Source organism: Arthrobacter sp. RAF14 (genome assembly GCF_052114185.1).
Classification (GTDB): domain Bacteria; phylum Actinomycetota; class Actinomycetes; order Actinomycetales; family Micrococcaceae; genus Arthrobacter_E.
The window spans coordinates 1090865-1116932 of record NZ_JBFREG010000001.1 but is presented as its reverse complement, the minus strand read 5'-3'; the positions used below and the strand labels follow the sequence as shown (position 1 = coordinate 1116932).

Below are 26068 nucleotides of genomic sequence, written 5' to 3'. Positions count from 1 at the left end.
ATGGCTGGTCCGCCACCTGGCGGCTCAGCCATGCCGGTCCGCGATCAGTCGCGGGTCAGGCGGCGGTGGGTCACGCGGTGCGGACGGGCCGCTTCCGCACCCAGGCGGTCCACCTTGTTGGCCTCGTACGACTCGAAGTTGCCCTCGAACCAATACCAGTTGGCCGGGTCCTCCTCCGTGCCTTCGTAGGCGAGGATGTGGGTGGCCACTCGGTCCAGGAACCAGCGGTCGTGGCTGACGACCACGGCACAGCCCGGGAACTCCAGCAGCGCGTTCTCAAGGCTGCTGAGGGTCTCGACGTCGAGGTCGTTGGTGGGCTCATCGAGCAGGAGGACGTTGCCGCCCTGCTTGAGGGTCAGCGCCAGGTTCAGGCGGTTGCGCTCACCGCCGGACAGCACGCCGGCCTTCTTCTGCTGGTCCGGGCCCTTGAAGCCGAACGCGGCCACGTAGGCGCGGGACGGCATTTCGACCTGGCCCACCTGGATGAAGTCCAGGCCGTCCGAAACCACTTCGAAGAGCGTCTTCTCGGGGTCGATGCCGCCACGGCTCTGGTCGACGTAGGAGATCTTGACCGTGTCACCGATCTTGAGCTCACCGCCGTCCAGGGGTTCCATGCCGACGATGGTCTTGAAGAGAGTGGACTTGCCGACGCCGTTGGGGCCGATGACGCCCACGATGCCGTTGCGGGGCAGGGAGAACGTCAGCCCGTCGATCAGCACACGGTCGTCGAAGCCCTTCCGCAGGTTCTCGGCTTCGATGACCAGGTTGCCCAGCCGGGGTCCCGGCGGGATCTGGATCTCTTCGAAGTCGAGCTTGCGGGTGCGCTCGGCCTCCGCAGCCATCTCCTCGTAGCGGGCCAGACGGGCCTTGGACTTGGTCTGGCGGCCCTTGGCGTTGGAACGGACCCAGTCCAGTTCCTCGGCGAGGCGCTTGGCCTGCTTGGCGTCCTTCTTGCCCTGGACTTCCAGACGAGCGCGCTTCTTCTCCAGGTAGGTGGAGTAGTTGCCCTCGTACGGGTAGAGGCGTCCGCGGTCCACCTCACAGATCCACTGTGCGACGTGGTCCAGGAAGTACCGGTCGTGGGTGACCGCCAGGACGGCGCCTTCGTAGTTGCTGAGGTGCTGTTCCAGCCACAGGACGCTTTCGGCGTCGAGGTGGTTGGTGGGCTCGTCGAGGAGCAGCAGATCGGGCTTCTGCAGGAGCAGCTTGCAGAGCGCCACGCGGCGGCGCTCACCACCGGAGAGGACAGTCACGTCGGCGTCAGCCGGGGGGCAGCGCAGTGCGTCCATCGCCTGCTCCAGCTGGGAGTCGAGGTCCCAGGCATTGGCGGCGTCGATGGCTTCCTGGAGCTTGCCCATCTCCTCCAGCAGAGCGTCATAGTCCGCGTCAGGGTTGGCCATCTCTTCGGAGATCTCGTTGAAACGCTGGACCTTGGAGTAGATCTCAGCGACACCTTCCTGGACGTTGCCCAGGACGGTCTTCTCCTCGTTCAGGGGTGGTTCCTGGAGCAGGATGCCCACGCTGTACCCGGGGCTCAGCCGCGCCTCACCGTTCGAGGGGGTGTCCAGCCCGGCCATGATCTTGAGGATGGTCGACTTACCAGCACCGTTCGGGCCCACGACACCGATTTTGGCACCGGGGAAGAACGACATGCTGACGTCATCGAGAATGACCTTGTCACCAACGGCCTTGCGAGCCTTGGTCATCGTGTAAATGAATTCCGCCATGACCTTAAATCTAGTGCGTGGGCATGCCGAAGTCCTATTCGTTCTCCTCGCCGGCCCCGCTTCCGCACCGTCGAGGACCGGCGGCGGACCCTGACCCGACGACTCCTGCTCCCGTGTGCCGGTCAGGAATCCCTGGTCGGACAGGACTCAGGAGCCGGCCCGGGGCCCGCCCTGGTCGCCGACGAAGCATTTGCCGCTGCTCAGCGTCGGCAGGAGTTTGGTGCTCACCGCGCCGTCCCGAAGGTAGACGAACACACAGTTCTTCGGAGCGACGACGGCGGCGGCCACCACCGCGTCCGCCGCGAGGCCGGTGGGAGTCACGGAGTTACTGACCTCCACGGCCACCCCTGGGCCGACCGCGGCCTGCATGGCCTTGCGGACGGCATCGGTGGCAGGCTTCGACACCCCTTGGAGGCTTCTCTCCAGGGAGGCCTGGACCTTCTGCCGCGCTTGTTCGGCAGGGTTCGGCTTCGCTGTGACGCCTGCGGTCGCGGACGGTTCCGCATCCGGCCCACCTGACGACGGCGCCGGTGAGCTGCATGCGGTCAGCATCAGACCGAGCCCCACGGACACGGCGAGCGCCGGGCGGTGGAAACGTCCGGGGAAGCGGCGGGAGGACAGCCGTCGGCCTCCGGGCAGAGCGGGTTCGCCGACGGAGGAGCGCGGGACAGGATCGGAGGGCTTCATCAGGCGTTATTGTGCCATGCCCTGCCGTCAAGGCGCCGCGAGCCTGCCACAGCACCGTGAGCCGAAGTCACCTCGGGAGCGGGGCCTCACGCGGCGTCCGGATAGCGTCCCTGTGCCTCGAATTCAGCGCTTACCTCCTCAGAGTCCTCGTCGTGCTCCAGGCCGGAGTGCTGACCCACGGCGCCACCCTGACCTCCGCGCTCCCCGTCACTCTCCGTTCGTTCCGTCACCGCGACGTTTTCATCGGTTGACTCCGAAGGTCCGTCGAGGACTTCACCCGTCTCGGGGTCGACTCGCTTTCCGTTGATGACGGCTACCGTGTCCGGCGCCTGCTCGGCGCCCTCACGCTCGCGGTTCACGGGCTGCTGCACGGAGCTCCGCTGATAGTTGGCCGTGCCCCAGCTGAGATCGTGACCGATGCTCTCCGCCTCGATCTGGGCCACGTTGTAGATCCGCCCGTCCCTCTCCCATTGCCGGAGCTTGAGACGGCCCATCACCACCACACGCTGCCCTTTCTTGACGCTTCCGGCGATGTTCCCGGCCAGTTGCCGGTAGGCCTGCACCGTGAACCAGTTGGTGTCCCCGTCGACCCACTGCTGCGTCGCCCTGTCGTAATGCCGGTCGGTGGACCCCAGGCGGAAGTTCGCCGTGTTGACCCCGCCGTTGGTGGTTCCCGGTCGGACGTCTCCGGCCACGAATCCCCGCACCGTGATGATGTCTGCCATGGTCGTTCCTTTCTCGTGCTGAATCGGTGACTCCAGCGTGTCGGATCACCCGGGCCCGCGGAGCGGCTTCCTGCCCTATGTGGACAAGGCTGGCAACTGGCGCTCCACAACTTGCGGCACCCACTCGATGGGCCGCCGGGTTACCCGGTACGGCCCCTGTAGCTCAGTGGATAGTGCAGCGGCCTTCCAAGTCGGCGGATCCGCGCTCGAACACAGAAGACCCCACAATCCCGGGAAATTTGACCCTGCTGGGATTGTGGGGTCTCTACAAGCGATTACCTCGGGTAAGCCTCAGAACAAGGTGTACGAGGTTCCGGTAGCAGTACCGGTGAGCTGGACGAACTGCCCCGGGCGAGCCTTCACATAGCATCCGAAGGTCGAACAAGCCTGGTTGTAACGCGTCTTCGAGCCGTAGGCGCTACGGTACGGCCAATTCCCGGTGGCTGTCCCCGTCCCCTTGAACCCGAAGTCAGCCCACGGAGTCTGGCCGGAGTAGTAGCATCCCTCCTCGCCCGTCTGACAGGTGTTGTTGGTGGAGATCCCCAGCGTAGACACCCCAGCGAAGTCGCTCGTGGGAGTCACGGAAGTCACCTCTCCCGACTTGACGTCCACCGTCAGGACAGCTGGCACCCCCGAGAGGGCAAGCTTCCTCTGTGCCGCCGGGAGCTTTCGAGTCTTCTCTTCCATCGTCGGGGCCTTCGGCGCGGGGATCAACGGGTCCAAGGTGACGACCTTGACCGGACCCGACACGGGCGCGGGGGCTGGTACTACCGCCGGGCTAGCGGTGGCCGGCGAGATAGAGAGCGTCGCGGCAAGCAGGCTTGCGCCCAGCCCCACCAGAACGGCCTTGTTCTTGAACGAAAACTTCACGATGCTCCTTCATGGTTTGCATAACGAGTATTGGAGTAATGCAGAACCAAGGAACAACGAATGTTTGTCAAACGACAAGTCCCACACGGCGTACCGTGCGGGACTTGTGTGCCGCGTGCCCCTGGAGGGAATCGAACCCCCGACCGTTGGATTAGAAAGCCACTGCTCTATCCTCTGAGCTACAGGGGCGCGGGTGACAGTCTAGCAATTTGTTGATGTCACGTTAACAATCAAGCCGCACGCCGCCGCCCCGACCTCTCCGACGTCCCCACCACTGGCAGTTGGCAGTGCTTCCAGGCCCTCCAAACCTGCACTACGTCCGCCGGGAGGCAGGAGCTCATAGTCTCCATCAGCTCGTTCCTCGCGCCCCGCTGGATGATGCATACGGAGACCTTCTTCCGGTTCATCTCCCTGGCCGTCGCGGCGCGCAAGTCACGCGGCTTGTGCTTCAAGCCGACACAGCGGATGGCGTCTCCCAGAACCTCGGAAACCGACCGCCCGGTAGTGCGCCCCTTGCCCGCCGGGCGATACCGGTTCTTGACGCTGCTGGGGAACCGGCAGCCGCCCCTCGGCAGGCCCCGCACCGCGAACCATGCGGCATCCGGGATCGGGAGCATTGTCCGCTAGTTTCCCTTGCATACCGTCCGGATCGCTCGACGGCTTCAGTCCACATCCTCGCAGCCGCGCACCGCGGCGATCTCGCTGGCGCGCAGGCCCTCGCAGTAGTACAAGGCGACCATGACCCGGGCGCTGCGATAGATCCCGCTGGCGAGAAGCTTCTCAATCGCGTCCATCTCAGCCCCTATTCTTGAGATGTCTTGGCGCGTCGCGCCACCTTGGCTAGTCAAAAATATGACGCATGCCGATGTAGTACATGCATACCTTTAAGTAAACGCCGTTCACTTCCTCTCGAGAGCGCCTGCGCCGCCTTCCGCAGGGGCACTCGCGTCGCCGTCGGCGGGACAGCCAAGTCGACGACGGCCCCGAACTCCCGACCGCATGATCCGACGGTTGGGGTTCGACTCCCTCCAGGGGTACCAGCCCGGACGCCCAGGCCTCCTTTAACCGGAAGCCCGGGCATTTCGCGTTCCACCCCGGATGCACCCTCCTTCCCCGCTTCGGACCGCCAACAGCACAAAAAATCGCGCCTCTTCCTCGTTTCCTGCCCGAATTCGGGCAGATTTTTGGCGTTTGGACCTCAAATCGGCAATACTCCCTGTATGCCTGACCACGACCTCATCCGCCGGATCGCCGGATCCACGGGCCTGCCGGAATCCGTCGCAGCCCGGGTGATCGAGGACGTTCTGGCGGTGCACACCGAGACGGTCGACAGCTACGTCCGGCGACGCCACGCGGAACTGCAGGTCCACGGCACCCGGAACACCGAAGCCTTCGAACTGATCGCCGCCGAACTCCGGGACCGGCCGTTCGCGGCGCCCGAGCTGTCGGTCCGGCAGCTGCGCCGCATGATCTACGGCTGAGCGGGCACGCTCCCACCCCCACAGCAGCACCCACCACTCACCCTCAACGACCAGGAGACTCCCCCATGTGCGGAATCGTCGGATACATCGGTCATCAGCCCGCCGCGCCCATCCTCATCGAAGGCCTCACCCGCCTGGAATACCGCGGCTACGATTCGGCGGGCATCGCCGTCGTCGGCTCCAAGGGCACGACGACGGTCCGGCAGGTCGGCCGCGTACGCCAGCTCGAGTCGGCGCTCCCCAAGCGGCTCACCGGGAAGGCGGGCATCGGCCACACCCGCTGGGCCACCCACGGTCCAGCCGTCGAGGAGAACGCGCACCCGCACCGCAGCGAGGACGGCCGGATCAGCGTGGTCCACAACGGCATCATCGACAACGCCGCCGGCCTGCGAGCGCAGCTCACCGAGGCAGGCGTGACCTTCACGAGCGACACGGACACCGAAGTGATCGCGCACCTCGTGGCCCGCTCGGCCGCCGCCACGCTCGAAGAGGCCGTTCTGGAGGCCCTGGGCAAGATCACCGGCACCTACGCCCTGGCAGTGCTCGACGAACAGCACCCGGACCGCATCGTGCTCGCGCGCAGCGGGTCCCCGCTCATCATCGGCATCGGGGACAAGGAGATGCTCGTGGCCAGCGACGTCGCCGCCCTGGTCCGCCACACCAACCAGGTGGTGCATCTGGAGGACGGCGAACTCGCCACGGTCACCGCCACCGGGTTCAGGACCTTCGACCGTGGCAACAGCCCCACCAGCCGCGAGCCCGTGGAGATCAGCGTGGCGGCCGAGGACCTGGAACTCAGTGGATACGAGCACTACATGCTCAAAGAGATCCACGAACAGCCCGAGGCCGCGGCCATGGTGCTCCGCGGGCGGCTCGATGAGCGCTTCGCCACCGCCCGGCTGGACGGGCTCGGACTGGACCCGCGGGAGCTGCGCGGTTTCCGCCGCGTGAAGATCCTGGGCTGCGGCTCCGCCTATTACGTGGGCCAGCTCGGCGCCCAGCTGATCGAGGACCTCGCCCGCATCCCCGCGGATGCCGAAGCGGCATCCGAATTCCGGTACCGCCAGCCGATCATCGAACCGGACACGCTCTACGTGGTGGTCAGCCAGAGCGGCGAGACCGCGGACACGGCCTTCGCCGTCGAGGAGATCAAGCGCAAGGGCGGGCGTGTGATCGGCGTCGTCAACGTGGTCGGCTCCACCATCGCCCGGACCGTGCACGGTGGCATCTACCTGCACGCCGGCCCGGAGATCTCCGTGGCCTCCACCAAGGCGCTCACCAATATGGCGCTCGCTTTCGCGCTCCTCGCCCTGCACCTGGGACGCCTCCACGACCTCTCCCATGCCGAGGGCGAGCGCATCCTGCGCGGATTGCAGCGCATCCCCGGACAGCTGCAGGCCATCCTCGACGACGCCGGCCAGGTCGCCGCGCTCGCCCAGGAGATCGCGAAGGCACGCAGCGTGTTCTACATCGGCCGCGTGCGCGGCTACCCGGTGGCGCGTGAGGGCGCGCAGAAGCTCAAGGAGATCAGCTACATCCACGCGGAGGCCTACCAGACCAGCGAGCTCAAGCACGGTCCCCTGGCGCTGATCGACGAGGAGATGCCGACGATCGCGGTGATCCCGGATGACATGCTGAGCGACCGGAACGTCGCCGCTGCCGAGCAGGTCCTCGCCCGCAAGGGTCCGCTCGTGGCGATCACGCACGAATCGGTCGACCTCGGGCACCTGAAGGCGCAGTCGATCGTCGTCCCCAAGAACGAACCGGAGCTGGATCCGATCCTCCTCACGATCCCGACGCAGCTGCTGGCCTACCAGGTGGCCGTCCTCCTGGGTCACGATGTGGACAAGCCGAGGAACCTCGCCAAGTCCGTCACGGTCGAGTGAGGGGCCGGAACCTCGCGATGACAGAGGGCCCCGCTAAGATCGACAGGTGCTGAACACCCCCGAACCCCGGAATACCCGGCTGCCCTTCGAAGTCTGGGCCCTGGTGGCCGGTGGATTCACTGTGGCACTCGGCTACGGCGTGGTGGCACCGGTCATCCCCCAGTTCGCGCTGGAGTTCGGAGTCTCCAACTTCGCGGCGTCCGCGATCGTCAGCGCCTTCGCCCTCATGCGGGTGGTCTCCGCGCCCGTGGCGGGTCGCGTCATCGACCGGTTCGGCGAGCGCCGGACGTACATCACCGGCATCCTGATCGTCGCCCTGTCCACGGGCGCCTCGGCACTCGCCGTGGATTACGTCCAGTTCCTCGTGCTCCGGGGAGCCGGAGGCATCGGCTCGGCCCTGTTCACGATCGCAGCCACCGCCCTGCTCATCAAGGTGAGCCCTCCGGACGCCCGGGCCCGCGTGGCCAGCCTCAACGCCGCCGGGTTCCTGCTGGGCGGTCTGCTCGGACCGGTGTTCGGCGGGATCGTCACGGCCTTCGGTCTGCGTGCGCCGTTCGTGTTCTACTTCTTCACCTTGCTCGCTGCGGCGTCCGTCGTGGCGATCGCCCTGCGCGGGTCGAGCCACGCCTCCCGGAGCCTGCCGCGGCCCGGGGCTGAGGCGCCGGTGGCGTTCCGCGCGGCGCTGAACGTCCCGCAGTACCGCGCCCTGCTTCTCTCGGTGTTCGCGTTCGGCTGGACGTCCTTCGGGGTGCGGGTGTCCGTGATCCCGATCTTCGTGGTCGTCGGACTGCACGGCGACCCGGCGACGGCGGCCTGGGTCCTGGCCGCCTACGCGGCCGGCAACGCGGCGCTCATCTTCCCCGCGGGACGGTGGGGCGACACGATGGGCCGCAAGCCGTTGCTGGTCACCGGGCTCGTGCTCATGACGGCCACCTATCTGCTGGTTCCCAGCATGCCGGTCCTGTGGGCCACCCTGGTCTTCATGGTGGTCGCCGGCATGGGATCGGCTCTGGTCAACCCGGCGCAGCAGGCCGTGCTGGCGGATGTCCTGGCACAGCGCCGCGGAGGCAATGTGGTGGCCGCCTACTCGATGGCGAGCGATCTGGGCGGCGTGCTCGGACCGCTGGTCGCGGGAGCACTGCTCGACGCCGCGGGCTTCGGCTGGGCCTTCTCCGTCACCGCGGCGCTGCTCGCCGCCGCCGCTCTCACCTGGTCACTGATCCCGGACTCCCGGAAGCTCCAGACCGCGGATCCCGCGGGCACCGCGCCCGGAGGCGATCCGGAGCCCCGCGGGCGCTGAGCCCGTCCGGCGGAGGCCGTCAGCCCGCCTTGCGCTTCCGGAGCCGGGGCGCGTTGAACAGATGGTGCGTCTTGCGGTCCGCGTAGATCAGGTGCAGCACCAGCACCACGCCGACCACGATCGCCACTCCCCGGGCCACCGGCATCCCGAACGGGATCCAGCCGAACACGCTCAACTGATCGGTCAGGGCGATCAGCACGAAGAACACCGTCAAGTAGTAGACCAGGCGCAGCTGCCAGCCCTCCGCGATCCCGGTCATGCCGAAGAACACCAGCAGCCAGACCATGTACCAGGGCTGGATCACCGGGGCCAGCACGACCACGGCCGCGAACGCCCACGCATTGTTGCGCAGGATCTCCCGCGTGAAGTCCTGGTCCTTCCGGGGCCAGCGGAACACGAGCCAGAGGACCACCAGCACGGACAGCACCTTGCCGATGGTCAGGATGACGTCCGTGACCGGATCCCCGGAGCCTCCGAGCAGCTGCACCACGAAGCCGACCGCGTGGCCGATCAGCCCCACCGGGGCGAACCAGATCCAGACCGCGCCCGGTGTCTGGAGCGCGCCCAGCCAGCCGAAGCCGAGTCCGTTCGTCACCCCGACCACCGCCAGCAGACCCAGGGAGATGCCCGCCGTCGCGCCCCAGCAGAGCAGGCGGCGCGGCCAGCGCGCCTCACGCCCGGCCCAGAGGAGACCCGCGAAGGGCAGGGCCAGGATGGTGATGGGTTTGATGGCGATCGAGGCGGTGATCAGGATGACGCCCCGCACCGCGCGGCGCGTGGCCGCGTAGTAGAGGCCGGCCACGACCAGGCCCATCATGAGGGAGTCGTTGTGGCCGCTCGCGACGAAATTGATCAGGAGGACCGGGTTCAGCACCACGAGCCAGAGGGTGCGCTCCGGGTTGAGCCCGATCAGTGCCGCGATCCGGGGCAGGTAGATGTACAGCAGGACCACACCCAGCACACCGGCCAGACGGAAGATCAGAAGCGCCGGCTCCGGAACGCCGCCGGACACCAGCACGGCCCCGAACTCGATCCACAGCCAGAGGGGGCCGTAGGGCGTCGGGGCCTCCGTCCAGAGGGTGTCAGGCCCCAGGTTGAAGTAATTGCTCAGCGAGGAGATCCCGTTGGTGTAGGGATCGAGGCCCTGCAGCATGAGGCGGCCCTGACCGATGTACGCGTACATGTCGCGGCTGAACAGCGGGACCGCGAACACCATGGGCGTCACCCAGTACCAGAGCGCCTTTTTCAGGATCGGCCGGGTCTCGGGGGTCCACTCGCCCACCTTCTGGCCGAGACGCAGCCAGGCGCGCAGGAGCAGCACGGCTCCCGCGCAGAGCATGACGGTGCAGACGACGACGGCGGGCAGCGTGGTGCGCGCGACGATGAATGGCCAGGTGCGGATCAGGACGCTGCTGGTACCGGCCAGCCAGCCGACCCCCACGGAACCCAGGGTCATCAGGACCGAGCCGATCAGTCCCTGGCGCAACGCCACCTCAACCCCGCCCCCGGCGGGCTTCGGCGCACTCATCTGCAGTCTGGTTCCTTCCGACACTCTGATTCACGGCACGTGATGTAAGGCACGCGCCAGGCCCGGCGGCCTCGCGGCAACCGGGCGGAAGCGGGACCCGCAGGCCGCGGCACCCTCGTCGAGGCTATCCGAGTGATCTCAGGATCCGCTGGGAAGAAGGGTGCTGGGATAAAATGTACCGTCTGGGCCATTGTCTCCGTACCACCACGCCCAGGCCGAGGCCGCGCGTGTTGGCCGTGGACCCATTCGCTGGCAGACAAGGACAAGCCCATTTTCTCCGACGCCTTCTTCTCGAAACTGACGGATCTCAGGACAAGGCTCATCCCTCGCCGAGCCCAGGACTGGCTGACGACCCCGCAGGGTCTCTGGACCGGTTTCGGAGTCCTCCACGCGGTCTTCCTGATCTTCGCCCTGGTGCTGGCGACGCGCAACGAGGCCTTCAGCGACACCTTCATCTACCTCGACTGGGTGGCCGCCGGCTTCAACGATCAGCTGATCTCCGGCCCGAGCCCGTGGGTCTACCCGATCCTGGCCCTGCCGCCCATGGCCATCGCCTACGCGTTCGGCCCGGCGCTGTTCTTCTTCCTCTGGGTGCTCATGATCACCGTGCTCAACGGCGTGGCTCTGGGCATGCTCACCGACTGGGGACGGAACCGGAAGTCCATGACGGCGGCCTGGTGGTGGCTGAGCTTCGTCTTCCTGATGGGCTGGCTCGGTTTCGCCCGCGTGGACGGTTTCACGGCGCCCATCGTCCTGATCGCCCTCATCCACGGCGTCCGCCGGCCCTTCGTCGCGTCCGTGATCCTGGCCGTCGGGACCTGGATGAAGGTGTGGCCGGCCGCGGTCATGCTGGCGCTCTTCGCCGTCGTGAAGAACCGCGTGCGCGTCATCCTCGGCGGCGTGGTGGTCACCGCCGGTGTCGCAGCCGTCGCGGCGGCGCTGGGCGTGCTCCCCCGCCTCCTGAACTTCCTGACGCAGCAGGGTGACCGCGGCATGCAGCTCGAGGCCACCTTCACCACCCCCTGGCTCTGGCTCTCCGTGCTCGGTGTCGGGGATTCACACATGTACATGAACACGGACATCAACTCGATGCAGGTGGACGGCCCCGGCACCACCGTCATGTCGGCACTCATGCAGCCGCTGCTGGTGCTCGCCGCCGTCGTGGTCGCCGGCCTGGTGTTCTGGGCTCTGCACCAGGGCAAGCTGCGCGGCGGCATCGACCGCACCGAACTGCTCCTGGCCGGGGCTCTCGCCCTCACCACCGCGTTCATCGTGTTCAACAAGGTCGGCTCCCCGCAGTTCATGGTGTGGCTGGCGCCGGCCGTGGCACTCGGCCTGATCCACGACTTCAAGGCCTGGCGCACCCCCGCCGTGATGCTGATCCTGATCGCCATCACCACCTTCCTCATCTACCCGCTCTTCTACGACGCGCTGAGCCACAACAACCCGCTCATGGCCCTGGTGCTGACCGTTCGCAACCTCCTGCTCGTGGGTCTTCTGGTCATCTCCGTCCACCGCCTGTACGTCCTGGGCCGCGATGCCAAGGCCGCCGCGCCGGCTGTCGCCGCGGCCTAGGAGCTGAGCATGCTGGATCGTCTGACCTCCCTGCGGGACCGAGTCCTGCCCGCCGCTGTCGTGGCGTGGTTCGGCACGCGCGCCAGCGTCTGGTGGGGCTTCGCCGTGGTGCACGGCTACTTCCTGGCCTGGATGGCGTCTTTCTTCCTCCGGGGAGACACCTTCAGCGACACGGAGCAGTACCGGCAGTGGGCCACCGGCATTGTCCCGGACCGGCCGGGAATGGCGCCCATCACCCCGTGGGTGTACCCGGCGCTGGCCCAGATCCCCATCCATCTGGCGAACATCCTCGGGCCGTCCCTGTACCTGCTCGGCTGGTTCCTTCTCATCACGACCCTGAACGCCTGGGCTCTCGCCGTGCTCATGTCCGGTCCGCGCCGGAAGACCGGGATCGCCCCGGCCTGGTGGTGGATGTTCTTCCTGGTCTTCATGGGCTACCTGAGCTTCGCCCGGGTGGAGGGCGTCGTGGCGCCGCTCGTGCTGGTGGGCCTGCTCGCCGCAGTCCGCCGCCCGGTGCTCGCCGGCGCCCTCCTGAGCATCGCGACCTGGATCAAGGTCTGGCCGGCCGCGGTGATCGCGCCGATCGTGATCGCGAGCAGGGACCGGCTCAAGGTCCTGGCCACCGGTGTGGTGGTCACGGCCCTCGTCGCCGTGGGTCTCTGGAGCACCGGAAATCTCTCGCACATCGCGGACTTCATGCTCCAGCAGGGTGAGCGCGGGATGCAGCTGGAGGCGACGTTCTCGACTCCCTGGGTGTGGCTCAGCGTCTTCGGGATCGCCGGCTCGCGGATCGCGGACAACGTCGCGATCAACTCGTCCGAGGTCTACGGGCCGGGCGCCTCCGTGGCCGCCTGGCTCATGCAGCCGCTGTTCCTGGTGGTGATCGTGGCGGGAGCCGCGATGCTCCTCTGGGCACTGCGCCGTGGGGCCGAGCGCGAAGAGCTCTTCCTCGAAGGCGCGCTCCTGATGACCACCGCGTTCATCGTGTTCAACAAGGTGGGTTCGCCGCAGTTCATGATCTGGCTGGCCCCCGTGGTGATCGCAGGCCTCACGCATGACTGGAACCGCTGGAAGGTGCCGGGCGCACTCCTCATGGTCATCGCGATGACCACGTTCGTGATCTACCCGCTGTTCTACACGCCACTGATCCACGCCCACCCGGTCATGGCCGCCGTCCTGACGCTGCGCAACGTGCTGCTGGTGGTTCTGCTGGTGTGGTCCATCCGCCGGACGCTGGATCTGGGACGCACCGCCTCGCGGCGGGTCGGGGGCACCCCGGCCCCCGCTCTCTGAGGCAGGCTCTCACAGGACGACGACGGCGCGCACCCAGCGCGCCGTCGTCGTCCTTTTCCGTCTTCCGCCGCCGGAGCCCTCCTGGCCCGGCGCGTCCCGCTCAGAGGAGCGCGGACCGGCTCAGATGACGCCCCAGTTGCCATCCGAGGTCCGGCCGCCGAACAGGGCCTTCCGGGTGTGCACGTCCAGGAAGGCCAGGTACACCGTCATGCCCAGCGCCACGAAGAACGCGATCGAGGTGACCGGGACGCCCAACTGGACGAAGGGGTACACGGAGAGCTGGTCCTGGGCCCCGAAGACCACGAAGAACGTCACCACCACGTAGAGGGACTTGACCTGCCAGTCGTTGCGGATGCCGGTGGCCGCCAGGAGCGGCACGAACCACAGGATGTACCAGGGCTGGATGATGGGCGAGAGCAGGACGATCGACGCCATGGCGAGACCCGCGCGCCGCACCAGATGCTCGTGCTTGCCCCGCAGGATCAGCAAGGCCGCGATCACCATCGAGCCCACCTTCAGCAGGCTCCGGAAGCCGGTGGCGATGTCTCCGCCGGGCAGCCCCAGCGCATTGCAGATCATCTCCAGCTGCTGCCCCAGGAAGCCCGACGGGGCGTAGCCCGTGTAGCCGGGGGTCGGATCGGTCAGGGCGAAAATCCAGCCCATCCCGAGGTGGTACGGAATCCCGCTGACCAGGAGGATGGCCAGTGAACCCAGTCCGCTGATGGCCCAGAAGACCACCTTGCGGAGCCAGCTCGCGCCCTTCCCGGCCCACATGAGCGCCAGGAACGGCAGGAAGACCACGGTGATGATCTTCACCCCGATCGAGGCCGTGATGAGCAGGAGCGCAGTCTTGTGTCTGCCGACCGAGGCGAAGTAGAAGGCCGCGACGGCCAGGCCGACCATGAGCACGTCGTTGTGCGCGCTGGCCACGAAACTGATGAGGAAGAGCGGGTTCGCCACGGCCAGCCACAGGGCACGGCCCGGATTGATCCCGTGCTGCGCCGCCAGCTTGGGGACGTACACCAGGCACAGCACGACGCCGATCAGCGCCACCACGCGGAAGAGCAGCACGGAGTAGTCGGGCTGGGCTCCGGTGATCCCGACGACCGCGCGGGCCAGCCACAGGAAGTACGGGCCGTAGGGGGTGCGGTTCTCCGCCCAGGCCTTGTCCGCGCCGAGTGAGAACCAGTTGCTCAGGGAGGAGATGCCCTGCGAGTACGGGTCCAGGCCCTCGGCGACGAGCCGGCCCTGCCCCGTGTAAGCGTAGATGTCGCGGGAGAAGATGGGGACCGCGAAGAACAGCGGCAGCGCCCAGAGGCCGACCGCCCAGACCACTGCTTTGAGAGAGCCGCTCCCCCAGCCGCCCAGGCGCTGGCCCAGCCGGATCCAGGAGCGGATGAGGATCATCGCGCCGAGGCTGAGCGCCAAGGTGGACGCGGCGATGCCCTGCCCGTCCGTGCGGAGGAAGATCACCAGTGGATGCCGGAGCATCGGCGAGGCGGGAGCGATCCAGCCCATGCCGATCGAGCCCGCGAACATCAGGAAGGACCCGATGGTGCCCTCGATGATGGCCGGCCACGGATTGCCGGCCCACGGTTCACGCCAGGACAGGCGGCGCCTGCGCGGCTGCTTCTCCACGGTGGTGCCGTCCTGTGTCTCGGCCATCCCTGTCACCACCGCCACCCGTCCGTTCGTACCACTTCCATCCCAGCGTGCTGCCAGGGACGACTCTCGGCACTGCCGGCCAGGCCCCTGCTTTTGCAGACGCCATTTTATCAGCGCGATCACCGGATGAGCGGAAGCCTCCGACGTCGAGCCGCCCGGATGCCGGGTGCTCGCGCTACCGACCGGTAGTCTTTCCTCGTGGCTAAAACACAAGAGCGAATTGTCTGGATCGACTGCGAGATGACCGGGCTGGACCTGGAAAACGACGCCCTGATCGAGGTGGCGGCCCTGGTGACCGACTCGGAGCTGAACATCCTGGGCGACGGGGTGGACGTGGTCATCAAGCCGTCCAACGAGGCCCTGGCCCAGATGAACGACTTCGTCCGCCAGATGCACACGGACTCGAAGCTGCTGGACGAACTCCCCCACGGCATGACCATGGCCGAGGCGCAGGAGAAGGTCCTGGCGTACATCAAGGAATGGGTCCCCGGAGTGGGGGTCGCTCCCCTGGGCGGCAACTCGATCGGCACCGACAAGATGTTCCTGCTGCGCGACATGCCGGAGCTGGTGAATCATCTGCACTACCGGGTGATCGACGTGAGCACCATCAAGGAGCTGTCCCGCCGCTGGTTCACCCGCGCATATTTCCAGGCCCCCGCCAAGCACGGCGGCCACCGCGCCCTCGGCGACATCCGCGACTCGATCGACGAGCTGCGTTACTACCGTCAGGCCGTCTTCGTCCCCGCCCCGGGACCGGACACCGCGAAGGCCCGGGAGATCTCGGCTCGGATCTCCGACGCCCCCGAGAGCTCCGCCAGCGCGGCACGGGCCGACGAGCAGCTGTAATCTGCGCCACACGGCAAAACTTTTTTCGCGAAAAGTGGCAAAAGTGGCACGAAGTGGGTTCCGGAGCAGGTAAGCTAGTGGACGTTGCTTTTCGGGGGAACACCGGGAAAACCGGTCCGTCGAAAGCCGCATGGTGGGCGTAGCTCAGTTGGCAGAGCGCCTGGTTGTGGTCCAGGAGGTCGCGGGTTCAACCCCCGTCGCTCACCCCATGTGTGGCGAGGTTCAGTTCTGAACCTCGCCACTTCTTTTTTCCCGTCGTTTCCTTGCGCGAGGATCGCGGGATGTCCTCTACCGGTTGCCCGGACCCTGGACCTGTCAGCCAACGCGGCGTTGAAGGCTTGTGACAGGCCGACCAGGCAGAATGATCCCTGAAGCCACTCCGCCCACAGCGAGGATCCCCATGCGCCAGCGCCCCTTCCGGCAGGTCGATGTGTTCTCCGGAGCCTCCTACCGGGGCAACCCGCTCGCGGTCGTCCTCGACGGCGCGGACCTGGACACCGAGCAGATGCGGGAGTTCGCCCGCTGGACGAACCTCTCCGAGACCACCTTCCTGCTCCCGCCGGAGTCCCCCGAAGCCGACTACCGGGTCCGGATCTTCACCCCGCTCACCGAGCTGGCCTTCGCGGGCCATCCCACCCTGGGCAGCTGCCACGCCTGGCTCGCGGCCGGCGGCACACCCCGGAACGCTGAGCACGTGGTGCAGGAGTGCGCGCAGGGGCTGGTCCGCGTGCGGCGCGACGGCGGACTGCTGAGTTTCGCGGCTCCGGACCCGGTCCTGGACCCCGTCGCGGAGGAGTTGCGTGCCGAGGTGCTCCAGGCCCTGGAGCTGCCGGCCGACGCGCTGCTCGACGCGTGCTGGATCGACAACGGCGCACGGTGGATGGGCCTCCTCCTGCGCGACGTCGAGAGCCTTCACGCCGCCCGTCCGCAGTCGGCCGTGCTGCGCGCGCTGGGCGTCAAAGCCGGAATGTGCGCTCTGCACCCCCGGCTCGACGGCGAGACGTCCGTCCTGGAGGTGCGCGGCATCACCCTGACTTCCCAGGGCACCGCCGAGGACCCCGCGACGGGAAGCCTCAACGCCGGACTGGCGGGCTGGCTGTCACGCGAGGGCGTGCTGGAACCGCCGTACATCGCCCATCAGGGCACCGGGATCGGGCGCGCAGGCCGGCTGCACCTCAGCCGGGACGCCGAGGGACAGCTCTGGGTCGGCGGTGCGGTGCGCGACGCCGTGGAAGGGACCGTTCTCCTGTAGAACGATCCCCTCCCCTGCTACTCCTTGCGCTTACGCCGCCCCAGCAGCTTCTCGCGGTGTTCCGCGGGCAGCGTCTGGGCGGCCTTGGTCACGCCCATGACGATCGCCTGCTGACGGCGGCTGCTGAGACCGTCCCACCACACGTCCGCGTTGCGCGGGCCGGACTCGATGGCGTCGTCGTCGGACTCCAGGCCGAACTTCTCCGAGAGGTCCGCCACGAGCGCTTCCCGGCGCAGGCGGTCGGCCCGCCGGACGTTCCGCTGGAGGGCTTTGAAGGTCGCCACGCACATGAGAATCATCACGACGCTGAACGGGAGCGCGATGGAGACCGCGAGCGTCTGGATGGCGGCGAGACCGCCCGCCAGCAGCAGCGCCGCGGCCAGTGCCGCCGTCGCGAGGGTGAAGAACACCCGGATCCAGTTCCGCGGTTCGGTGTCGCCACCGGTGGCCAGCATGGCCATCACCAGGGATCCGGAGTCCGAGGACGTGATGAAGAAGATGGCGGAGAGGATGATCGCGCCCACCACGAGCAGGCCTCCGGCGGGGAGCTGCTCCAGCACCTGGAACAGGGCGGCGTTGGCGTCCACGCTGCCGTCGGCGGCGATCACCGAGGTGTAGCCCTCCGACTTGTTCATCTCGTGGAAGATCGCCGTGCCACCCAGGACGCCGAACCACACGAAGGTGATGAGCGCCGGCACCAGCACCACGCCCAGGATGAACTCCCGCACCGTGCGGCCACGGGAGATCCGCGCGATGAACACGCCCACGAACGGCGCCCAGCTCATCCACCAGCCCCAGTAGAAGGTGGACCAGGAGGCCTGCCAGGCCACCCCGGCGTCGCCCGTGAATGCGGACGTGTCCGTGGACATCCCGAGCCAGTTCTGCAGATAGTGGCCCACCGACTGCACGATCTCCTTGGCCAGGAATTGCGTGGGTCCGACGATCAGGATGAAGAGCAGCAGGGCGCCCGCGAGGATCAGGTTGATGTTGGAGAGCCACTTCATGCCCCGGGAGACGCCCGAGAGAACCGACCACAGCACGAAACACGTGACCACCACGATGATGACGTATTCGATCCAGTGGTTGTCCGGGGCGATCACGCCCAGCGACTTGAGGCCTGCACTGATCTGGGTCACGCCCAGCCCCAGCGACGTGGCCACGCCGAACACGGTGCCCACCAGCGCCACGACGTCGATCGTGTTGCCCCAGCCGCCGCGCATCGCCTTCTCACCGAACAGCGGTTCGAGGGCCCAGCGCACGGCGAGCGGCCTCCCCCGGCGGTGAATGGCGTGAGCCAGCGCAAGGCCGACGACGACGTAGATCGCCCAGGGCTGGAATCCCCAGTGCAGGAAGGTGGTGGCGATGGCCTCCTGCGCTTGCGCGCTCGGCTGCAGGTGCTGCTCCGCGAGGGAGGGCTTCGGAGTGGCGAAGTGGGTCAGCGGCTCCGTCACCCCGTAGAACACCAGGCCGATGCCCATGCCTGCCGCGAAGAGCAGGGCGAACCAGCTGAGCAGGGAGAACTCCGGATCGTGGTCGGGCCTGCCCAATTTGACGTCACCCTTGCGGGAGAACCCCAGATAGACGCAGAAGAGCACGAACCCGAAGGCGAGCAGCACGTACCACCAGCTGAAATTGGCGATGATCGCACCCTGGACGGCCGCGATGCCGACGCTCATGCCCTCGGGGCTGATGATGGTCGCCGTGACGAAGGCGAGGACGATGACCGCGGTGGGCCAGAACACCCAGCGGGCGATCCCGGTCCGGGACGTGATGGTGGAAGGGACGGGCGGGCTCTGGCTCTCCGTACTCATGCTTCGACCGTATCCAGGGGCTGAATCGGCGGGCAAGCCGACGATCCCGCCGGGCGGCGCCCATGGTGCCTGGCGGTTTGTCCCGGCTTGCCCCTTCCGGTAATGTTTCCGGACGTGCCCCGTGGCACAGCTCCAGGGCTCCGTCCCAGCTTGGCCGTATCGGATACCGATGCGGCCTTATTCGTTCATCGCACATCGGCAAGAGGGGAAGTGGCGGCCATGGCAGTCCGTCCTGTGACTATCTGGGGCGAACCGGTGCTCCATCGCCGGGCCGACGAGGTCACCGTTTTCGACGACGAGCTGCGCACGCTCATCGCCGACATGTTCGAGACGAATGACGCGGCGAACGGTGTGGGCCTGGCGGCCCCGCAGATCGGCGTCGGGCTGCGGATCTTCGTCTACAAGTACGCCAATGAGGACGGGGTGCCGCCCCAGGGAGTCCTGGTGAATCCGCGCCTCACACTCTCCAAGGTGTCCGGCGCCGCTCCGGATCCCGAGGACCATGTGGAGGGCTGCCTCTCCTTCCCCGGTGAGCACTACCCGCTCCAGCGCGCCGAATGGGTTCGCGTCGACGGCTTCGACGGCTTCGGTGAGCCCGTCTCCTTCGAGGCTACCGGCTGGTTCGCCCGCGTGATGCAGCACGAGTACGACCATCTGGACGGGCTGCTCTACGTGGACCGCCTCATCGACCGCTACGCCCGCCGCGCCAAGCGCCAGGTGAAGCGCAACGGCTGGGGCGTCCCCGGCCTGACGTGGATGCCCGGCGTGGATCCGGATCCCTTCGGTCACGACACGGAGGACTGAGCCGTGGCACCGTCTGACATGGATTCCGCGGAACTGTTGACCCTGCTCGGCATCCAGGAGGCCGACCGGGCCGCCGTCCTGGCGCTCCTGGACCGCGAGCCCAGCGAGGGCGCGCAGACCGCCCTGGCGATCCTGCGAGAGCGGCTCGGGAGGTTCCCCGGCGGATACGCCCCGAAGAGTGACGTCGACGAGTTCGGCTGGCTGGAAGCGTACGCGCGCTTCACGCCCGAGCTGCTGGCGTATTGGGACGGCCTCGGCATCCCTCACGACATCGTGACCGCCACGCTCGCGGATCTGGGCCGCCATGTGGACATCAACCGCCGGGTGTTCGGGACGTTCGGTTTCGAGACCTTCGGCTGGCTCTCCCTGCATTTCGCCGGCAATCTCTTCCAGCTGGGCAGACTGCAATTCCATCTGCTCCCCCATCACGAGGACGAGGACTGGGCCGAGCCCGGCGAGTGGATTCTTTCCGTCCACATCCCGGAAGGCGGCGGTCTCTCCCCCGCGGTGGTCGACGCGAGTTTCCAGCAGGCGGTCGCCTTCTTCGCGCAGTACTTCCCGGACCAGCCGGTCCGCAGTGCCGAATGCATCTCCTGGCTCCTGGATCCCGAACTGGCGCGCCGGGTCCCCGGCAGCAACATGGCGGCCTTCGCCGAGCGCTTCACCCTGGACCGCACGAGCGACTCCCCCACGGACGCCGTGTACTTCACGTTCCGCAAGCGTGGACTGGACGGCCTGGACCGGCTGCCCCGCGACAGCTCACTGCAGCGCGCGGTGCTGGAGCACATCGACGACGGCGGCGCCTGGGGCCTCGGGCACGGTCACCTGACGCTGCCGCGCGGCTGAGCCCGGCCTCCTCGCCGATCCGTTCGGCGCCTCCGCTCCGCCCGGCTCAGAGGACGCCCGGCTCAGAGGACGCCTGCGGTCTGCCGGAACGCGGACACGACGGCCCGGTGGTCGCCGTCGCGCGTCGCGAGCTGCACCTCGGTGGTGTAGCGCTCCGGGCCGCTCAGTTCCATCCGGACCGCGCCCACCGGCAACTCTCTGGTGACGCTCTCCGGCGCGATCGTGATGCCCAGGCCACGGGAGACCAGCTGGATGATGGTGTGCCATTCCGTGCACTCCTGATCGGCGCGGCGTTCCACCCCGAGGTCCCGGAACGGTTTCACGTTGAGATCGTAGGCCCGCGGTCCGCTCCTCCGCGGGAACAGGATCAGGGGTGATTCCAGCAGCTCAGCGGCGCTCACCTCGCCGGCCCCTGCCGCCGGGTGGTCCGCGGACAGCACCGCCACGAAATCCTCCCGGCTCAGAGTGCTCAGCAGGATCCCCTCCTCAGGCTCCGCGTCGCGGACGATCCCGATGTCACAGCTGCCACGCCGGAGCTGGTCCAGGACCTGGGTGGTGTCGCCGTTGGACAGCCGCACCTGGACGTCCGGCCGCACCGTGGCGAAGCCCTGCAGGTGCCCGCTGACGATCACCCCGGCCGAGGTGATGAAGGCCAGGTCCAGACGGCCCGTCTCACCACGCGCCACTCGTTTCGCCTCCTCGACGTCACGTTCCAGGCGGTCCAGCAGCTCATGGACCCGGGGGAGGAACGCGGCTCCCGCCTCGCTGAGGGACACCTGGCGTGAGGTCCGTTCGAACAGCCGGAGGTCGAGCAGATCCTCCATCTGCCGGATCCTCTGGGACAGCGCCGGCTGCGCGATACCCAGTTCGAAAGCGGCCTGTCCGAAATGGAGTTCCTCCGCCAGAACGGCGAACGCACGGAGATGTTTCAGCTCCAGAGATCCATCCATAAGGAAATCGTATCAATCTGAGCATTCTGATTTATTGGACTTCTCGATCGCCTCTGGACAGACTGTTTCCACGCTTGAAAGGACACCGCCATGACGCAACAGCCCACGCTCGGCATCGCCATCGACTCCCTCCGCGGGTCGGAGGACGCTCTCGCCTTCCGACAGATCAGCGAGGAGTGGCTCACCGAGCATTTCCAGGTGGAACCGGAAGACCTACACGCACTCGGCGATCCACAGCACAGCATCATCGAACCCGGCGGCGACGTACTCCTCGCCCGGGACCAGACCACGGCTGGGGTGCTTGGAGCGGTGGCGCTGGTGGCGTACCCCGACGACGTGTTCGAACTCGCCAAGATGGGCGTGCGCCGCTCGGCCCGCGGCCGAGGGATCGGTGGCCTCCTGGTACAGGCAGCCGTCGAACGCGCCTCGGCGCTCGGCGGCCGTCGGCTCTTCCTGAGCACCAACCACTCCCTGACCAGCGCGCTGCGGCTGTACCGGGCGGCGGGCTTCGTCGCGATCCGGCCCGATGAAGTCCCGGTCAAGGACTACTACGCCCTGGCCCTGGACCGCGCCGACGTGTACCTGGAACTCAAGTAGTCCTGATCAGTCAGCCGAGTCCGCACACGTGGATCAGCGGGCAGGAACCGCCGGACGCGCGATGGCGCTCTGGTCCGGGCACCCGTCCAGCACCCGGCGCATGGCGTCCCGCTCCTGGGGGCTGACGCTCAGGCCGTAGCTGTACTTCACGGACACCTGCCGGGCCACATAGTGACAGCGGAACCCGCGATTGGCGGGGAGCCAGGTGGACGCGTCCTGGGCGCTCTTCTGCTGATTGGACGGCCCGTCCACGGCGAGAAGATTGAGCGGATCGTTGGCGAGCGTCTGGCGCTCCACCGGGCTGAGATGATCCGCGCCGCTCTTCCAGGCCTCGGCCAGCGCCACCACGTGGTCGATCTGGATGACCTGACTGCTCCCCTGCCCGCGCTCGAACGGGATGTGGTGACCGGTGTACGGGTCCCACAGCTGGCCGGTGGCCACCCGGCACTGCGTCCGCGCGGAACTCGCCGTGAAGGTCACGGCGTCCAGATCCCGGCGCAGGATGTCGTTGCGGGTGTCGCAGCCGTTGCGGTCCTCATCGGCCCAGGCCTGCCCGAAGACGGTGCGTTCATAGCCACGCGACGACTCCTTGGCCGCCACCGGAAGGGCGTCCAGCACCGAACGGGCGGAGGCGTCCGGGACGGCGTGCACCCCGGGCAGGGGTTTCATCCACGCCATGTCGTAGAGCCGGGCGGTGGTGGGGCCGGAGCCGCCGTCCCCGAGCTCGAACTGACCGCGCAGGAAGAGCCAGCCCAGGAGGCCCACGACCGCCGCCGTCACAGCGGCGAGGAAGGCCGCGGCGGACCGGGAGCGCCGTCGTCGTCGCCGGTAACCGGCCCAGTTCACGCTCACAGACAACCCCTTCCAGACCGGACCGATGTCCGCACCGGTCCAGCCTATGAGGGGTCACTGACAGGATTCGCGACCTGAGGCGAGGATGTGGAAAACCTCACACACAGGCCGGCGGTCTACTGGTCTTTCCGGACCCTGACCAGGTCTGCGTCCGCCGCGTCGGCGAGTTCCTGGAGCTGGTTCACCCGTTCCTGGGTGACGTCGCCGTTCGCGAGCATGGCCTTCGCCTGATCGAGCAGGCGATGCGCCTCCTTGCTGTTGGCGGTGGCGATATCGAGTGCGTGTTCCAAGGTGGTGTCGTGTTCCATGCAGCCATCTTGATCCCGCGGCGCCTTAAAAGCGAGAGGCCACGCCAGGGTGGCGTGACCTCTCAGCTTGAAGCGGAAATGCTCAGGCGGCGGGGAAGGCCGGCGGGTTCACTCCGGCCATCTCCTCCATGACGCGGACCACCTGGCAGCTGTAGCCGAACTCGTTGTCGTACCAGACGTAGAGGACCAGGTTCTTGTCGTTGGCGATCGTGGCGAGGCCGTCCACGATGCCCGTGCGGCGCGAGCCGACGAAGTCCGTGGAGACCACCTCGGGCGAGTCGATGAAGTCAATCTGCTTGCGCAGGCCCGAATGCAGGGACAGCTCGCGGAGGTACTCGTTGACCTCGTCCTTGGTGGTGCCCTTCTCCAGGTTGAGGTTCAGGATCGCCATGGACACATCCGGTGTGGGGACGCGGATGGCGTTGCCCGTCAGCTTGCCCGCCAGCTCCGGCAGGGCCTTGGCGACGGCCTTGGCCGCACCGGTCTCGGTGATGACCATGTTCAGCGCGGCGGACCGGCCGCGGCGATCACCCTTGTGGAAGTTGTCGATCAGGTTCTGGTCATTGGTGAAGGAATGCACCGTCTCGACGTGGCCATGCAGCACGCCGAACTTGTCATTGATGGCCTTCAGGACCGGGGTGATCGCGTTGGTGGTGCAGCTCGCGGCGGAGACGATCGTGTCCTCGTCCGAGATCACGCCGTGGTTGATGCCGTGCACGATGTTCTTCAGATCGCCCTTGCCCGGAGCCGTGAGCAGCACGCGGGCCGCGCCCTTGCTCTGCAGGTGCTGGCTGAGGCCCTCCGCGTCACGCCAGCGGCCGGTGTTGTCCACCACGAGGGCGTCCTCGATGCCGTAGGCCGTGTAGTCCACGGTGGACGGGCTGTCCGAGTAGATGACCTGGATGCGGATGCCGTTGACCGTGATGGTCTGGGATTCCTCGTCCACCTGGATGGTGCCCTCGAACGGGCCGTGGACGGAGTCGCGGCGGAGCAGGCTCGCGCGCTTCGCGAGGTCGTTGTCGCTGCCCTTGCGGACCACGATGGCGCGCAGGCGCAGGCCCTGGCCGCCGCCGTGCTTCTCCACGAGGATCCGGGCCAGCAGGCGGCCGATGCGGCCGAAACCGTAGAGGACCACGTCCTGGCTGGTGCGGTCGTCGGCGCCCTGACGGCCGACGACGGCGGCGAGCTCCTCGCGGAGGAACTCCTCCAGCGGACGCCCTGCGGCGGTGTCGTGGTACTTCTCGTTCAGGAGGGCGAGGTCAACGGCCGCCGCGCCAAGCTCGAGGCGGTCGATGGCCTCGACCAGGGGCAGGGTGTCCTCCAGGGTCAGCTCGCGCTGGCTGATCCGGCGGGCGAAGCGGTGCGCCTTGAGGATCTGCATGGTGGACTTGTTGATCAGGCTGCGCCCGTGGATGCTCGTCACCACATTGTTGTCGCGGTACAGGCGGCCGACGATCGGGATCATCGCCTCGGCCTTGGCCTCACGGCTCATCCACTGCTCGAAGGACTCGGAGTTCTGACTCACTCAAGGAACCTTTCTTTTCTGCGCTCTACTACTGCGCGCGTCATCGGGCGCAGTTCGCCACCGGGAGTTCAGGGCATGAAAAAACCGCCTAGGCGAACGCAGGCCCGGCGGGGTGAACAACAGCGTTCGGTATCCAGTTTATCGTCCCGGAGGCGGCCTCCGGGACGGGACTCCGGTGACATCAGTCACAAACGGAGATGAGTGGACGGGTTGGCCTGTGAGCCGGGTTCTGTCAGCCGCACCCGTTGCCAGGTGCGGCGTAGCGATCATCCATCTAGGACCACTGTTGCCAGTGGCCTCAAGCGGCCTACCCGGATGCTCGGGCGAGCAGCCCTCAAGCACATCCTGTCTGGCCTTGCTCCAGGTGGGGTTTACCTAGCCTCCCCGGTCACCCGGGGAGCTGGTGGTCTCTTACACCGCCGTTTCACCCTTACCCCGCGCCGAGGCGCGTGGCGGTCTGTTTTCTGTGGCACTGGCCTGCGGGTCACCCCGAGTGGGCGTTACCCACCACCCTGCTCTGCGGAGCCCGGACTTTCCTCGGTGACGCCGAAGCGTCAACGCGATCGCCCAGCCAACCCGTCCAGCGTTCATTGTATCCGGCGACAGCACGGCCGCCCGCCACACGGCGCGGGGAAGGACGGAGAGGCACCCGGCGATTCGCTACCATCGAACGGTGCTGATCCTCCTCCCTCCTTCCGAAGGAAAGACCGCGGCCGCCCAGGGGCCCGGTGTCGATTTCCCCGCCCTGAGCTTCCCGGAGCTGAACACCGCCCGGGCCGAGGTGCTGGAGGCCCTGGGCACGGTCAGCGCCCATGAGGACGCACTGGAGCTTCTCGGGGTGGGGGCCTCACTGCACGCCGAGGTGGCCCGCAACACCCGGCTCCGGCACGAGTCCGCCGCCCCGGCGCACAGCGTCTACTCCGGCGTCCTCTACGACGCCCTCGGCTACGCCTCGCTGACAGCGGCGCAGAAGCGCAAGGCGGACGACGCCGTCGTGATCATCTCGGCGCTCTGGGGCGCCCTCAAGTTCGACGACGCCGTGCCCGCCTACCGCCTGTCCATGGGCACCGCGCTGGCCGGGCTGGGCCGCCTCGCCTCCTACTGGAAGCCTCGCCTGTCCGAAGCGCTGGCTCCCCGGATCACCGGCGAACTCCTGGTCGACTGCCGGTCCAGCACCTACGCGACCGCCTGGGTCCCGCCTGCGGAGCAGACCGTGGCCGTGAACGTGTTCCGCGAGCGCGACGGGAAACGCAGCGTCGTCAGCCACTTCGCCAAGCACACCCGTGGCGAGCTGGCCCGGCACCTGCTGACCCGCCGCGGCAAGGCGCCTCAGACTCCCGAGCAGCTGCTCAAGGCCGCATCGGAGCTCTACCGGGCGGAACTCGTGCCCGGCACGGCGGGCAAGGCGCACGCCCTGAACATCATCCTCACGGACTGAAACCTCGGACTGAGCCCTCGGCCCGCGCCCTCACGGAGCGGGGGCCGGGCTTTCACGGAGCGGGGGCCGGGCCCTCACGGAGCGGGGGCCGGGCACCGGGCC

At 67.6% G+C, this 26068-nt stretch carries 23 protein-coding genes, 2 tRNA genes and 1 other RNA gene; 12 read left to right on the top strand and 14 right to left on the bottom strand.

All coding sequences use genetic code 11. The features are described from left to right. Positions 1 to 44: 44 nt before the first annotated feature. The 6 genes from ettA to AB4Y75_RS05240 form a co-directional block, all read right to left on the bottom strand. Entirely contained in the window at positions 45 to 1727 is a 1683-nt protein-coding gene (gene ettA / locus AB4Y75_RS05265; RefSeq protein ID WP_441434801.1) for an energy-dependent translational throttle protein EttA, read from the bottom strand. A gap of 147 nt (positions 1728 to 1874) precedes the next feature. After that, positions 1875 to 2414, bottom strand: a complete 540-nt coding sequence (locus AB4Y75_RS05260) for a DUF6993 domain-containing protein (RefSeq protein ID WP_441434800.1) — start codon at positions 2412 to 2414, stop codon at positions 1875 to 1877. Between the two features lie 86 nt (positions 2415 to 2500). Continuing rightward, positions 2501 to 3139 carry a single-stranded DNA-binding protein gene (locus AB4Y75_RS05255; RefSeq protein WP_441434799.1) on the bottom strand — a complete coding sequence of 213 codons (639 nt, stop codon included), beginning with the start codon at positions 3137 to 3139 and terminating at the stop codon, positions 2501 to 2503. Positions 3140 to 3430: 291 nt separating this feature from the next. After that, positions 3431 to 4009 (bottom strand): hypothetical protein, encoded by a 579-nt coding sequence (locus tag AB4Y75_RS05250; RefSeq protein ID WP_441434798.1) that lies wholly within the window; start codon positions 4007 to 4009, stop codon positions 3431 to 3433. Between the two features lie 116 nt (positions 4010 to 4125). Further along, a tRNA-Arg gene (locus tag AB4Y75_RS05245) sits at positions 4126 to 4198 on the bottom strand. 473 nt (positions 4199 to 4671) lie between these two features. Then, the gene (locus tag AB4Y75_RS05240) at positions 4672 to 4803 is read right to left on the bottom strand and encodes a hypothetical protein (RefSeq protein ID WP_441434797.1); all 132 of its coding nucleotides are present in this window, start codon (positions 4801 to 4803) and stop codon (positions 4672 to 4674) included. Positions 4804 to 5229: 426 nt separating this feature from the next. On the opposite strand from AB4Y75_RS05240, the gene AB4Y75_RS05235 reads away from it, so the two are divergent. The 3 genes from AB4Y75_RS05235 (at position 5230) to AB4Y75_RS05225 (ending at position 8676) form a co-directional block, all read left to right on the top strand. Further along, the gene (locus AB4Y75_RS05235) at positions 5230 to 5490 is read left to right on the top strand and encodes a hypothetical protein (protein ID WP_441434796.1); all 261 of its coding nucleotides are present in this window, start codon (positions 5230 to 5232) and stop codon (positions 5488 to 5490) included. 65 nt (positions 5491 to 5555) lie between these two features. Next, positions 5556 to 7376 (top strand): glutamine--fructose-6-phosphate transaminase (isomerizing), encoded by a 1821-nt coding sequence (gene glmS / locus AB4Y75_RS05230; protein ID WP_441434795.1) that lies wholly within the window; start codon positions 5556 to 5558, stop codon positions 7374 to 7376. A 46-nt stretch (positions 7377 to 7422) separates the two neighbouring features. Continuing rightward, positions 7423 to 8676: an MFS transporter gene (locus tag AB4Y75_RS05225; RefSeq protein ID WP_441434794.1), complete on the top strand. Its 1254-nt coding sequence runs from the start codon at positions 7423 to 7425 to the stop codon at positions 8674 to 8676. Between the two features lie 19 nt (positions 8677 to 8695). Here the strand turns inward: AB4Y75_RS05225 and mptB (AB4Y75_RS05220) are convergent, their stop codons facing one another. After that, on the bottom strand, positions 8696 to 10204 hold the full coding sequence (gene mptB / locus AB4Y75_RS05220; RefSeq protein WP_441434793.1) for a polyprenol phosphomannose-dependent alpha 1,6 mannosyltransferase MptB: 1509 nt from the start codon (positions 10202 to 10204) through the stop codon (positions 8696 to 8698). Between the two features lie 297 nt (positions 10205 to 10501). Here mptB (AB4Y75_RS05220) and AB4Y75_RS05215 point away from each other — a divergent pair, with 297 nt between their 5' ends. Further along, positions 10502 to 11779, top strand: coding sequence for a glycosyltransferase 87 family protein (locus AB4Y75_RS05215; protein ID WP_441435265.1), 1278 nt, complete (start codon positions 10502 to 10504; stop codon positions 11777 to 11779). A gap of 9 nt (positions 11780 to 11788) precedes the next feature. Continuing rightward, the gene (locus AB4Y75_RS05210) at positions 11789 to 13072 is read left to right on the top strand and encodes a glycosyltransferase 87 family protein (RefSeq protein WP_441434792.1); all 1284 of its coding nucleotides are present in this window, start codon (positions 11789 to 11791) and stop codon (positions 13070 to 13072) included. A gap of 120 nt (positions 13073 to 13192) precedes the next feature. On the opposite strand, the gene mptB (AB4Y75_RS05205) is transcribed toward AB4Y75_RS05210, so the two are convergent. Beyond that, positions 13193 to 14737: a polyprenol phosphomannose-dependent alpha 1,6 mannosyltransferase MptB gene (gene mptB / locus AB4Y75_RS05205; protein WP_441434791.1), complete on the bottom strand. Its 1545-nt coding sequence runs from the start codon at positions 14735 to 14737 to the stop codon at positions 13193 to 13195. A gap of 198 nt (positions 14738 to 14935) precedes the next feature. Here mptB (AB4Y75_RS05205) and orn point away from each other — a divergent pair, with 198 nt between their 5' ends. From orn to AB4Y75_RS05190, 3 genes are all read left to right on the top strand, one after another. After that, positions 14936 to 15583, top strand: a complete 648-nt coding sequence (gene orn, locus AB4Y75_RS05200; RefSeq protein ID WP_441434790.1) for an oligoribonuclease — start codon at positions 14936 to 14938, stop codon at positions 15581 to 15583. A gap of 133 nt (positions 15584 to 15716) precedes the next feature. Then, a tRNA-His gene (locus AB4Y75_RS05195) sits at positions 15717 to 15792 on the top strand. A gap of 191 nt (positions 15793 to 15983) precedes the next feature. After that, complete coding sequence (locus AB4Y75_RS05190; protein WP_441434789.1) at positions 15984 to 16835, top strand: PhzF family phenazine biosynthesis protein; 852 nt, start codon at positions 15984 to 15986, stop codon at positions 16833 to 16835. 17 nt (positions 16836 to 16852) lie between these two features. Here the strand turns inward: AB4Y75_RS05190 and AB4Y75_RS05185 are convergent, their stop codons facing one another. Next, entirely contained in the window at positions 16853 to 18646 is a 1794-nt protein-coding gene (locus AB4Y75_RS05185; protein WP_441434788.1) for a BCCT family transporter, read from the bottom strand. Positions 18647 to 18865: 219 nt separating this feature from the next. On the opposite strand from AB4Y75_RS05185, the gene def reads away from it, so the two are divergent. Both def and AB4Y75_RS05175 read left to right on the top strand, forming a co-directional pair. Next, positions 18866 to 19450 carry a peptide deformylase gene (gene def / locus AB4Y75_RS05180; protein ID WP_441434787.1) on the top strand — a complete coding sequence of 195 codons (585 nt, stop codon included), beginning with the start codon at positions 18866 to 18868 and terminating at the stop codon, positions 19448 to 19450. 3 nt (positions 19451 to 19453) lie between these two features. Beyond that, positions 19454 to 20296 carry an acyltransferase domain-containing protein gene (locus AB4Y75_RS05175; protein WP_441434786.1) on the top strand — a complete coding sequence of 281 codons (843 nt, stop codon included), beginning with the start codon at positions 19454 to 19456 and terminating at the stop codon, positions 20294 to 20296. A gap of 62 nt (positions 20297 to 20358) precedes the next feature. Here AB4Y75_RS05175 and AB4Y75_RS05170 read toward each other — a convergent pair whose 3' ends face one another. Then, positions 20359 to 21246, bottom strand: a complete 888-nt coding sequence (locus AB4Y75_RS05170) for a LysR family transcriptional regulator (protein WP_441434785.1) — start codon at positions 21244 to 21246, stop codon at positions 20359 to 20361. A gap of 90 nt (positions 21247 to 21336) precedes the next feature. On the opposite strand from AB4Y75_RS05170, the gene AB4Y75_RS05165 reads away from it, so the two are divergent. After that, the gene (locus AB4Y75_RS05165; protein WP_441434784.1) at positions 21337 to 21843 is read left to right on the top strand and encodes a GNAT family N-acetyltransferase; all 507 of its coding nucleotides are present in this window, start codon (positions 21337 to 21339) and stop codon (positions 21841 to 21843) included. A 33-nt stretch (positions 21844 to 21876) separates the two neighbouring features. On the opposite strand, the gene AB4Y75_RS05160 is transcribed toward AB4Y75_RS05165, so the two are convergent. The 4 genes from AB4Y75_RS05160 to rnpB all read right to left on the bottom strand — a co-directional run bounded on the left by AB4Y75_RS05160 (position 21877) and on the right by rnpB (position 25107). After that, positions 21877 to 22695: an HNH endonuclease family protein gene (locus AB4Y75_RS05160; RefSeq protein WP_441434783.1), complete on the bottom strand. Its 819-nt coding sequence runs from the start codon at positions 22693 to 22695 to the stop codon at positions 21877 to 21879. 116 nt (positions 22696 to 22811) lie between these two features. Beyond that, positions 22812 to 23003 (bottom strand): hypothetical protein, encoded by a 192-nt coding sequence (locus AB4Y75_RS05155; RefSeq protein ID WP_441434782.1) that lies wholly within the window; start codon positions 23001 to 23003, stop codon positions 22812 to 22814. Between the two features lie 82 nt (positions 23004 to 23085). Beyond that, positions 23086 to 24528 (bottom strand): glyceraldehyde-3-phosphate dehydrogenase, encoded by a 1443-nt coding sequence (locus AB4Y75_RS05150; protein ID WP_441434781.1) that lies wholly within the window; start codon positions 24526 to 24528, stop codon positions 23086 to 23088. Positions 24529 to 24730: 202 nt separating this feature from the next. Beyond that, positions 24731 to 25107: RNase P RNA component class A (gene rnpB / locus AB4Y75_RS05145), an RNA gene on the bottom strand. Positions 25108 to 25201: 94 nt separating this feature from the next. On the opposite strand from rnpB, the gene AB4Y75_RS05140 reads away from it, so the two are divergent. Beyond that, positions 25202 to 25966, top strand: coding sequence for a YaaA family protein (locus AB4Y75_RS05140; protein ID WP_441434780.1), 765 nt, complete (start codon positions 25202 to 25204; stop codon positions 25964 to 25966). Positions 25967 to 26068: the final 102 nt, after the last annotated feature.